We start from the raw sequence: 11,407 nt of genomic DNA on the forward strand, positions 1-11,407 counted from the left end.
CGGAGCCGCTCGACAACCGCCGGGCCGCTCATGCCGCCGAGGTGGTGGAGGATGCGGCCGGCGACCAGCGCCGAGCGGTTGAACCCCATGCCGCAGTGCGAGAGCACGCGGTGGCCGCTGCGGATCAGGTGCGCCCCCATCATCGCGACCGCTTCGAGCCGCGCCTGATCCGGCATCTGCTCGTCGTAGATGGGGAAGTACACGTAGAGACAGGAGCCTGGCAGCGTCGGAATGCAGTCGTCGAGGCCGCCCTCCATGTCGATGACCACGTCGATCCCATGCTCCGCCAGCGTCGCCCAGTTCTCGATCGCCGGCGAAATGAAGAGACACGCGTCGTCGTCGACCTGGAAGAGGTCCATCGGCGGATTATACGGCCGCTCAGCGGCCCATGTCGTCGAGCGCGGCGATCCCCGAGCGCATGCCGATCGCGCACACGCCGACGCTCAGCAGCGCGGCGGCGGCGAAGCAGGCGGCGATGCCGCTGCGAACGCCCGGAGTCAACGGCAGCTGCGTCGCATGCTGCCAGAGCACGGCCGAGGAGGGCCAGCCGATGAGCGCGATGAACAGGATCGTGTAGAGCACCGCGGCGGTCATGAACGCGACGCCGCCGTACGACCCGGCGACCTGGCTCGGATTGTCGGCGTTGAAACGCGGATAGCGGGCGCCGAGACCCGTCGCCAGCCCCACCATCGCCAGCGACATGAACAGCACCGCCACCGCCCCGACCACGCGCAGGAACGGCTCGATCCCGAGGAAGTGGTTCGCCGCGACCGTCAGCCCCTCGGTCAGCACGAACACCGGCAGGAGTCCGATCCAGAACTTCGACCACAGAAAGGCGCGCATCGTGATCGGCGCGGTCCGTATGATCCAGAAGGCCGGGCCTTCCGACGACACCCCGGGAAACACGAAACGAGCGCAGACGGTGGCCATCACCAGACCCGCCATCGCGAGGTTGACGAAGGCGTAGACGTTCTTGATCATCCCGCTCATGTAGGGGATGCGCTCGAGATCGAGCACGCGAAAGTTGTAGAGATAGACGAGCACCAGCGCCAGCAGGAGCAACAGCTGCGACCACTGGCTCACGTCGCGCAGGAAGATCTTCAGATCCTTGAGGAGGAGATGCCGCGCCACCGGCGACAGCGGCAGCCGCCGGGCGGCCGAGCCGAGCAGCTCCAGCCGCGTGAACCTGGTCTTGCGCGCTTCCTGGGCCTTGCTGAACCCGAGGAAGTGCCAGCGTTCGTTCGCCGCCGCGACCAGCACGGTGAGCGCCAGCGCGGTCGTCCACAGCGCCGCGAGATGCAGCCAGTCGACGCGGCCCTGCATCGACGCGAACACTGCTTCGGCCGCCCAGAACGACGGCAGCAGCGGCGTGACCGGCGACTGCAGCGTGGCGAAGAAGTCGGTGACGTCGGGAAGCGACTCGACCTTGAGCAACTGCTCGGGCTGGATCATCCGCAGCAGGACCACCAGGCTCGCGGCGAAGAGCAGGCCCATCAGCATCAGGATGTCGCGCGCGCGCCGCGCCGGAAAGATGTTGACGAGCAGCAGCGTCGCGGCCGTCCCGAGCGCCACCGGAATGACCACGAACGGGATCACCGCCAGCGGCGCGGCGGCGTAGAAGCTGACCGGCGCGCAGTGGCCCAGGCCGGCGCCGACGAGCAGCGGCACCACGAACACCACCACCATCCACGACGACTGCACGACCGTACGCACGAACCGCGCGTGGAACAGCCGCCGCGCCGCGACCGGCGCCGCCATCAGCAGGCGCAGATCCTCCGACAGGAAAAAGGTCGAGAGGGCGGTGACGACGCCGCTGAAGGCGAGGAACGAGAGACAGGTGAGAAACAGCCACGACAGACCGAGCCGCAGCAGGTAGTCGCCGAAGTCGGCGTAGTCGGCGAGCTGGGTGGTGACCCAGAACGCGCCATAGAGAATCACGCCGAGCACTGCGGCGCCGATGACGCCGAAGAACAGCGCCCGCGCGGTATCGCCGGACTCGCGGCGACGCGCGCGGTTGCGCGACGCCCACAGCGACGGTCGCAGCAGATAGGGGAAGGCGTGGCTGGTCATGATTGTCTTGGGGAGGCGCGCGTCCGCTCAGAGCACGTCATCGATTTCCTGCAGGCCGCTGCCGCCGGTGAGACGCAGGAAGACGTCGGTCAGATGCTGGTTGGGATCGCCGGCCAGCGCGCGCACCTCGTCGACGGTGCCGTGCGCGATGATCTTCCCCTTCAGGATGATGCTGATGCGATCGCACATCTCCTGCGCGACCTCGAGCGTGTGCGTGCTCATCAGGATGGCGACGCCGCGGCCGGCCATTTTCCGGAAGACGTCCTTGATCAAACGCGCACCGCGCGGATCGAGACCGACCATCGGCTCGTCGACGAGCACGGCGCGCGGTCGGTGCAGGAAGGCCGCCGCCATCACCAGGCGCTGCTTCATCCCGTGCGAGAAGCTCTCGACCAGCTCGTGCTGCCACCGTCCGAGCTCGAACAGCTCGAGCATCTCGGTCACGCGTCCGCCGACCAGATCCTCGTCGAGGCCGTACAGCCCCGCGTGAAAGCGCAGGAATTCGCCGGCCGTGAGCTTCTCGTAGATGAACGGCCGGTCCGGGATGAAGCCGAGCGAGGCCTTCGCCCGCTCCGGTTCGCTGGCCAGATCGTGATCGTTGACCAGGATGCGCCCCGCCGTCGGCTTCAGCAATCCCGCGATCATCCGGATCGTCGTCGTCTTGCCGGCGCCGTTGGGGCCGAGAAAGCCGTGGATTTGCGCCGGCGCGACCTCGAGGCTGACGCCGTCGACGGCCGTGAAGCTGCCGTAGCGCTTGACGAGATTCTGAACCGCGATCATGACCGTGGCGCGAACGGCGTGGGGATCATCGCGGTCCACCGAACGAGCCTGCCGCAGGAGCCAGGCTCGACGCCGCATCCCGGACACGCGTCGTCCAGCAGGTGAGCCCTGCGCGAACCGGGACCGGCGGCGCGGCGAACACCGGGGCGGAGGTGCCGCGCCCGACGAGGATCGGCGTCGAATTCGGCGCGAGGTCGAGGTCCAGGACGTCCATCTTCAGCGTGCCGATCAGGGGCAGGATCGCAGCCTGCTTGTCGAGCCCGCCGCGGAGCAGCCGCAGGTGCATCGCGCTGGCGGGAAATTCGTTGAACGTCGGGTCGACCGGCAGCCACAGCCCGCGTCCGCCGCCCTCGTCGATGTAGACCTCGGGCCAGGCGTGGTAGTAGAACGCGCCCTGCGTATAGGCGAGACCGACGACGACCCGCGCCGGCAGCCCGAGCGATCGCGCCATCGCCACGTAGAGTGCGGTGTGCTCGTTGCAGTCGCCGACCCTGGTGCGCAGCACCTCTCGCGCCGACGGCAGACCGATGGTCGCCTTCTTGTCCAGCATGGCGTTGACGGCGCGGGTCAGCTTTTCGGCGCGGGCCCGTGCACCGGTGACGCCAGCCACCGCCGTGTCGGCTGCGGCGCGGATTGCCGGATCGTCGCTCTCGATGAACGGTTCGGGACCGAGATACGACGCGAGATCGGGCGGAGCCGGCGCGGCGGCGAGCGACCGCGGGTCGCGAACCTCGAGCACGTCCCCCTGCAGTGACTCGCCGGCGCCGTGCATGTCGCGCGTGTCGATGGTGAGACCGGCGACCTTGATCAGCACGCGCCGCACGTCGCGCGCGTCATCGACGCGCTTCTTGGTCGTCCACGACGGCACGATCGCGGCGTTCTCGATGAGCGCCGCGCCGGCAGCGCCCCGTCCGGCCAGCCGGCGGGCGTCCTCGGGCGACTCGCGCACCGACGAGAAGCCGAGCGGGCTCTCCTCCTTGACGACCTCGCCGGTGTCGGTGACCCAGGACGTCGTGTGCAGGCCGGCAAACGTCATGTCGAGGCGGAACGCCGGCATCGACGTGCGGATCGGCCGCGCGAACTGGCGTCCGCCGACGCGCACCGGCAGCGACGAGGTGAGCGGCACGATCTCCCGCTTCCCCACCGCGACCGTGACCCGCTCGTTGCGCAGCGTCGCCGGATCGAAGACGGCGAACTGTTGTGAGGTGCCCGGCTTGAACCCGGCGGCGGCCATCCGGCGCGGCAGGTTGAGGCTCAGCGCCGGCGGCTCGTCGAGGTCGCGCTCCTCGCGCTGCATCCCGCTCGACGTCCTGATCGTGAGGCTGACATGGTGGCCTGTGACCGTGCCGCTCACCTGGACCGGCCCGGTGCCGGGATCGAGCGAGAATTCAAAGGCCCGTAACGCGAACGCGTCGTCGACGTGCGCGACGGTCGTGACCGCGGCCGGCGTCGTCGCGCCGAAGAGCGACATCTGCAGTCGCGCGTCCTCGCGTACCTCGAAGCCATCGGCGGCGGCGGTCGTCTGACTGACGCTGAAGCCTATCTTCTCGCCGCGGTAATAGACGCCGCGCCACTCGGCCGCGCTGCCATAACGCGCGAGATCGGCGGCGAGGTTCATTGAGCCCGCCTGGCCGTAGGCGCGCACGATCAGCACCCCGAGCGTCAATGCCCACGCCACGAGCACCAGCGCCGAGCCGATGCGTCCGGCGCGGCGCGAGATCGGCCGAAACAGGGTCACCGGGAGGATTGTCTCATGACATAGAATCGCGCCCGGCGATGAAGACCACCAGGCTCGAGGCGTTCAGCGACGGCGTGATCGCGATCTTGATCACGATCATGGTGCTGGAGCTCAAGACGCCGCCCGGCGACGACTGGACGGCGCTGCGATCGCTCGCGCCGCGCTTCTGCTCCTATCTCCTCAGTTTCGTCATGCTGGGGATCTATTGGAACAACCACCATCACCTGATCCACATGACCGAGCGCGTCAGCGGCGGCGTCCTGTGGGCGAACCTCCACCTGCTCTTCTGGCTGTCGCTGATTCCGGTCGGTACGGCCTGGATCGGCGAGACCGAGTTGGCGCCGCTGCCGATCGCCGTCTACGGCGCGGTCCTGATGTTCGCCGGCACCGCCTACTACATCCTGAAGACGGCGATCATCCGCGTGCAGGGACCGCACTCGGCGCTGCAGGTGGCGCTCGGTTCGGATGCCAAAGGGATCGTGTCGGTGCTGATGTATGCCGTCGCGATCCCGCTCGCCTTCTACAGCGCGGCAATCGCGTCGGCGATCTACGTGGCGGTCGCCTGCGTCTGGCTGGTGCCCGACCGCCGCATCGAAGGGCGCGTCGCGGCACACGAGCGTCAGTAGATCTACCGGATCGGCGCGACACGCAGGGAGGCGGCCCCCAGCGCGTTGAACGTGCACGCCGCGACGCCGTGTCCCTGCGACGAGGCGTTGAACCCGGTCAGCACGCCGTCGGCGGTGTAGGCGAGCGAGTCCGGCGCCGTGCCGTTCCCCGACACCGCCGTCAGCGTCAGCGTCGTTTCGATCACTGGTTCTGATTTGTGGTTCTTGTCGGCCGCCGTGTGAATCGACGCGGTCTGCGGTCTGGCGCTGCCGGCGTAGACCAGATCGATCCGATCGGCCACAAACGGCGCTGGAGCGCAGGTCGGCGTTGCGATCGCGTTGAACGCCATCACCTCGAAGGCGCGCACTGCGGCGCCGGCGGGGTGATCCGGCTTCCAGACGCTCGTCCCGGCCGTGTTCGACACCAGCGTCCAGCCGCGCCAGGCCGGCGCCGGATTCAGCACGTCACCGCCGTCGAAATGAATCGATCCGCTCCGGATCACGATCGGCGGCCGATCCTCGTCCTCGGTCGCCGCCGCCGTGCGATCACGCGCGAACGCGGCGTCGAGGACGCTCCTCCAGAAGGTCCGCTCCTGCGAGGCGGGCGTCAGCCGCGCCAGCATGACGGCGGTTCCGAACCCGACGGCAACGATGGCGAACAGGAGCAGCGTGGTCGATCGATTCACGATGTCATCACGGTATCAGAGGTCGCGCGACCGCGCCCGACACCGGAGTGACGGCACTTCCCTTGCCCTCTTGCGATAGACTCCCGGCGGCAAGAACCTGTGAGGATGCATATGGTGCGAACATTGATCACCCGCGGCGCGCTTCTGGCGCTTGTCGCGCTGGCCCCCGCCGCCGCGTCGGCCGCGCCCGTCCGCCTGGCGCGACACCCCGACTATCACGCCGGCAAGGTGACCTTCAGCTATCTCGGCGACATCTGGACGGCAAACGAGGACGGCAGCGACCCGCACCGCCTGACCGACAACATCGGCCGCGAGGTCTATCCGCGCTTCTCGCCCGACGGCAAGTGGATCGCCTTTTCGTCGAACCGCTACGGCAACTACGACGTGTTCGTGATGCCGGCGACCGGTGGCGCGCCCAAGCGTCTCACCTATCACACCGGCAACGACGAGGTGGTCGGCTGGTCGCGCGACGGGAACCGGATCGTGTTCCGCGCCGCGCGCGGCGACGGTGCCTTCCCGAACGTCGCCGTCCTCTACGAAGTCCCGGTGAGCGGAGGGCTCGAGAAGGCGCTGCCGGTCGACTGGGGCTTCTGGGGCAGCTACTCCCCCGACGGCAAGTCGCTCGTCTTCAACCGCCATCCGGCGGTGTGGTCGCGCCAGCACTATCGCGGCGCCTACGCCGCCGACCTCTGGGTTGCCAATCTCACCGCCGGCAGCTATGCGCCGCTCCTTGCCGACGTGCACTACAACCGCTACTGGCCGATGTGGGGCGCCGACAACAACATCTATTTCGTCGCCGATCCGCTGCCCAACGACGGCAGCGTCAAGCCGGGGAGCGCCGACGTCAGGAAGAGCGCCAACAACATCTACAGAGTGCCGGCGGCCGGCGGCGGCCAGCCGGTGCAGGTGACCAAACACCTGGATGGCAACGTCTTCTGGCCTTCGATGTCGGCCGACGGCAAGACGATCGTTTACGAAGACAACTTCGGCATCTGGAAGCTCGACGTCGCGAGCGGCCGCACCAGCGAGATCAAGCTCGAGATCACGACCGACGAAAAGGACAACGAGCACGAGATCGAGACGGTCAGCAACGAGATCGACAACTTCGACCTGTCGCCGTCAGGCCGGCGCGCGGTCGTCTCGACTCGCGGCCAGATCCTGACCATCGCCAGCGAGCACGGCGACCTCACCCGCATCGTCCCCGACGCGATGGCGTCGCGCAGCGATGCGCCCAGGTGGTCGCCCGACGGCAAGTTCATCGCGTTCGTCTCGGATCGCTCCGGCCGTGACGAAGTGTGGATCTCGGACCCCGAGGGCCGATCGCCGAAGAAGATCACCGAGCTCGACAACGAGAAGGGAGCGCCGCTCTGGCTGCCGGATTCGAGCCGCGTGCTCTACACGGCGGCCGATCGCAAGCTTTACGCGTACGCGGTTGCCGACGGCAAGACCTCGGTCATCTCGTCGAGCGATCGGGGCCGGATCAATTCCGTCGCGGTGTCGCCCGACAGCAAGTGGGTCAGTTTCACCAAGCAGGATGCGACGCTGCGCTCACACGTCTACATCATCCCGTCCGCCGGCGGCGAGGAGCGCCGCCTCGCCGACGACAACATCGTCTACTCCGAGACGAACGCGGTGTGGACGGCCGACGGCCGCTACATCGTGTTCACCTCGGCCGAGGGCTTCAGCAACGGGATCGCGAGCCAGGGCGGCATCCAGACCACGATGGAGCTGTGGGCGACGTCGCTGCGCGATCAGGATCGCGATCCGATGAATCGCGACATCGACAATGAAGCGCAGGGGCTCGCCGCCGAAGCGGCGGCGCGGCAGAACGTCGGCGGCGGACGAGGCGGGGCGGCCGCAGCGCAGCCGGCGACGGTCCAGATCGACTGGGGCGGCCTGGCGCGGCGCGCGCGCCGAATCAGCGTCCCCGGCACGGCGATCGGCGGACTGTCACCCGCGCCGGATGGCCATCGGGTCGCGCTGACGCTCGGCTCGGGCGGCTTCGGCGGCGGCGGACGCGGCGCCGCCAATGATCCGAACGCCGGGATGTTCGTCATCGACGTCGAGACCAGCCAGTTGACGCGCGTGCCGCCGCCCCCGCCGCAGACGGCTGGCGGCGGGCGTGGACGCGGCGGCGCGGCGGGCGGCGGGTTCGGCGGCGGCGCCAGCATGGTGTTCGCGCGCGATGGCCGCACGCTCTATTACCGCAGTGGCGGCGACCTGTATGCCGCGACGCTTCCGAACCAGAACGCGGCCGGCGGCGCGCCGGCGGCGGCCGGCGGGCGTGGCGGCCGAGGCGGCGGCGCGCCCGCCGCGGCCGTGCCCGACGCCGCGGCCGGCCAGACCGCGCGCCAGGTCACCTACACGGCCAATCTCGAAGTCGACCACAAGGCGCTCCGCGCCCAGGTCTTCAACGAGGGCTGGCGCATCATGAAGAACCGCTTCTACGACGCCAAGATGCACGGGGCCGACTGGAATGGCGCATGGGAAACCTACGGCGCGCTCCTCGACAACGTCGTCGACGAGGAGGAACTGCACACGCTCATGATGATGATGATCGGGCAGCTCAACGCATCGCACACCGGCGTGACCGGCGGCCCCAATCCCGTCGAGCGCACGCAGCAGACGCGCTATCCGGGTTTCGATCTCGTCGCCGATGCGGCCGGGCTGTTCAAGGTCGGCCACGTCTACAAAGACGGCCCGGCCGACCATGACTATCTGAAAATCAAGACCGGCGATTTCGTCGTCTCGGTCGACGGCCACGATCTGAAGAGCAGCGAGAACTACTGGCAGTTCTTCACGCTCGCGCCCGGGACCAAGTTCCATTTCCTGCTCAACGACAAGCCGGCGAAGGACGGCGCGTGGGAAGTGACGATCACGCCTGTCGGCAGCACCGAGTTCGGCGATCTGCAGTACGCGAAATGGGTCGATGATCGCCGGCAGATGGTCGCCAAGCTGAGCAACGGCGACATCGGGTATCTGCACATCCGGGCGATGGACGCGCCGTCGCTGCGTCAGTTCCAGCTCGATCTGACCGCCAACCGCACCAAGAAGGCGCTCATCATCGATCAGCGCTTCAACGGTGGCGGCGGCATCGACCAGGAACTGCTCGGCATCCTCGCCGGACGCGAGTATCAGTACACGGTCGGTCGCGACGCCGGCTTCCAGCAGCCGCGCCCGCAGAATTTCTACGGCCCGATGGTGGTGATGCAGAACGAGCGGTCGGCATCCGACGCGGAGATGTTCCCCGCCGGCTTCAAGGCGCTCGGCCTCGGCAAGGTCGTCGGCGTGCCGACGATGGGCGCGGTGATCGGAACGGGATCCTACACGCTGCTCGACGGCTCCGCGATCAGAACGCCCGGCAGCGGCGTGTGGCTCACGGCCGGCGGGCAGAACATGGAGAACTACGGCGTGCCACCCGACGTCTACGTCGACAACACGCCTGCCGACTTCGCCAAGGGCACGGACGCGCAGATCGAAAAGGCGGTCGAGACGCTGAAGGCGGATCTTGCCAAGAAGCCCGGACCTGCGCCGCAGCGCTGAGCACGGGGTCAAACCGGGGTCAGACGGGGGTCAGACCACTATTTGATCGTAGGGGTACGCAAACCCTGCGCAGCGATCCAGCTGGCAGCCACTCCATTTCTGCGCCAGATTCACGCGGCGGCCTGACGCCAGGCCGCTACCTAGCGCCGACCGTCCTGACCAGACGCTGATACTATCCGCCGATGCGCGGCGACTTGCGCCTTGCGGTCCGTCGCTTCGCGAACGAGCCGGCACTCGCGATTGCCGCGATACTCACACTCGCCCTTGGGATCGGCGCCTGCACGGCAATGTTCAGCATCGTGGAAGCGGTGCTGCTCAAATCCATGGACGTCGCGCAGCCGCAGCGCCTCGTCGTCATGTGGCCGCACGTCGGAGACGCGGCCGGCGAGTTCACCTACAGCGCATACAAGAGTCTGAGCCAGCCCTCGTCTTCCTTCGAGCACGTTGCGCTCACGGGATCGGCGAACTGGCCGATACCGACCGACATCATCCTGCCGGACGGCCAGCGCGTGCGCGGCACGCAGTGCGCGGTGTCCGATACCTTCTTCGAGGCGCTCGGCGCGCGCGCGCTTGTCGGGCGGACGTTCCAGGCCGGCGAAGATCACCCGGGCGCGCCGCTGGCGCTGGTCGTCAGCGCGGCATTCTGGAGAGCCAGGCTCGGAGGGGATCCCACGATCGTCGGACAGACGTTGACGATCGGCTCGGATCGGTGGCGCATCCTCGGCGTCATGCCACCAGAGTTCTTCTATCCCGTCGGCGCCGACCTGTGGACGCCGGTGGCAACGGTTCTTGCATTGACGGCAGCCGACAGGACACCCGTCGGTCTCCAGGATCTCTTCGATTCGGTCGGCGCCTTTCACATCGTGGCGCGCTTGAAACCTGGTGTATCGGTGGCGCAGGCTTTGACCGAGGCGACCGGCCGCTGGAAGCGGCTCCCGCACGCGCCGACCGACGCTGACGCGCGCGTCGCGGCGACGCCGTTCGTCGATCACGTCTTCGGAAACGCGCGCCGCGCACTGTGGGTCCTGATGGGCGCCGTCTGTCTCGTGCTCGTGCTTGCGTGCGCGAATGTGGCCGGGCTGCTCGTCGCGCGCAACGCGCTTCGCGCGCGCGAGCTGGCTCTCAGGCGCGCGCTCGGCGCCAGCGCATGGACTTCGGCGCGACAGCAGCTGGCCGAAGCGGGCGTCCTGGCTGCGGCCGGCAGCCTGCTCGGAACCGCGATCGCGACCGTGTCGCTCCGCGCACTGATTGCCGTCAGTCCCACCACCGTCGTGCGCCTGTCCGAGACGCGCGTCGATTCCGTCGCGCTCGCCGTCTGTCTGCTGATCACTGCGGCGGTCACGTTCGGCGTCACGCTCGTTCCGGCCCTGCAGTCGATACGACCGACGATCGCCGGTCCGAGGCACGCGCTGTCGGAGCGAGACCCAGGCAGAAGCATCGGGGCCGATACACGCCGCCTGCTCGTCGTCGCTCAGGTGGCCATCACCGTCACGCTGCTCACCGCCAGCGCGCTCACCTGGCAGAGTTTCCGCCGGCTGGCGGCGCTCGATCTTGGCTTCGATCCATCGAACGTTCTGGCGCTCGATCTGAGCCGGCTCGATCAGTCGCGCTATCCGACGCCGAAGGCCAGACAGCAAGCGGTCGACGGTCTGATCGAGAGCCTCGCGCGGCTGCCTGCGGCGCGATCGGCCGCGGTCGTGCTCGATCGGCCATTCGCGCATGGCGTGATCGGCTGGGACAGCGGGCTGCTGCGCGACGGGCAGCAGGACCTCGACGCCGCGTGGCTCGCCAATCCGGTGGTCAACTTCGAGGCTGTCACACCCGGCTACTTTGAGACCATGGGCATTCGGCTGCGCGCCGGACGAGATTTCTCCTCGATCGACAGGCCAGGCGCGCCGCGCGCGGCGATCGTCAGCGAGAATCTGTCGGCGCGTCTCTGGCCCGGCGAGTCCCCGATAGGCAAGCGCCTCCTGGACTCGTTCGGA

Annotated in this window: 8 protein-coding genes; 3 read left to right on the forward strand and 5 right to left on the reverse strand. The window is 68.3% G+C overall.

Features of this window, described 5'->3' with window-relative positions:
* The 4 genes from VGI12_15125 to VGI12_15140 form a co-directional block, all read right to left on the reverse strand.
* Positions 1-359 (reverse strand): hypothetical protein (locus tag VGI12_15125; protein ID HEY2434005.1); only part of this gene is annotated, 359 nt, incomplete at its 3' end.
* Positions 360-378: 19 nt separating this feature from the next.
* The gene (locus tag VGI12_15130) at positions 379-2,070 is read right to left on the reverse strand and encodes a hypothetical protein (protein ID HEY2434006.1); all 1,692 of its coding nucleotides are present in this window, start codon (positions 2,068-2,070) and stop codon (positions 379-381) included.
* A 27-nt stretch (positions 2,071-2,097) separates the two neighbouring features.
* A complete protein-coding gene (locus tag VGI12_15135) occupies positions 2,098-2,850 on the reverse strand; it encodes an ABC transporter ATP-binding protein (GenBank protein HEY2434007.1) in 753 nt (250 codons plus the stop codon).
* A 25-nt stretch (positions 2,851-2,875) separates the two neighbouring features.
* A complete protein-coding gene (locus tag VGI12_15140; GenBank protein ID HEY2434008.1) occupies positions 2,876-4,588 on the reverse strand; it encodes a transglutaminase-like domain-containing protein in 1,713 nt (570 codons plus the stop codon).
* Positions 4,589-4,626: 38 nt separating this feature from the next.
* Here VGI12_15140 and VGI12_15145 point away from each other — a divergent pair, with 38 nt between their 5' ends.
* Entirely contained in the window at positions 4,627-5,214 is a 588-nt protein-coding gene (locus VGI12_15145; GenBank protein ID HEY2434009.1) for a TMEM175 family protein, read from the forward strand.
* Between the two features lie 2 nt (positions 5,215-5,216).
* Here the strand turns inward: VGI12_15145 and VGI12_15150 are convergent, their stop codons facing one another.
* Positions 5,217-5,879 (reverse strand): hypothetical protein, encoded by a 663-nt coding sequence (locus tag VGI12_15150; protein HEY2434010.1) that lies wholly within the window; start codon positions 5,877-5,879, stop codon positions 5,217-5,219.
* 114 nt (positions 5,880-5,993) lie between these two features.
* On the opposite strand from VGI12_15150, the gene VGI12_15155 reads away from it, so the two are divergent.
* Positions 5,994-9,422: a S41 family peptidase gene (locus VGI12_15155; GenBank protein HEY2434011.1), complete on the forward strand. Its 3,429-nt coding sequence runs from the start codon at positions 5,994-5,996 to the stop codon at positions 9,420-9,422.
* Between the two features lie 182 nt (positions 9,423-9,604).
* A partial coding sequence (locus VGI12_15160) for an ABC transporter permease (GenBank protein HEY2434012.1) occupies positions 9,605-11,407 on the forward strand: 1,803 nt, incomplete at its 3' end.

The organism is Vicinamibacterales bacterium, assembly GCA_036496585.1.
In the GTDB taxonomy this organism is placed as follows: domain Bacteria; phylum Acidobacteriota; class Vicinamibacteria; order Vicinamibacterales; family 2-12-FULL-66-21; genus JAICSD01.

Bases quoted from the DNA above. Each gene is read 5' to 3' on its own strand.
- VGI12_15135 (HEY2434007.1), bottom strand. From the start codon at position 2,850: ATGATCGCGGTTCAGAATCTCGTCAAGCGCTACGGCAGCTTCACGGCC.
- VGI12_15130 (HEY2434006.1), bottom strand. From the start codon at position 2,070: ATGACCAGCCACGCCTTCCCCTATCTGCTGCGACCGTCGCTGTGGGCG.
- VGI12_15145 (HEY2434009.1), top strand. From the start codon at position 4,627: ATGAAGACCACCAGGCTCGAGGCGTTCAGCGACGGCGTGATCGCGATC.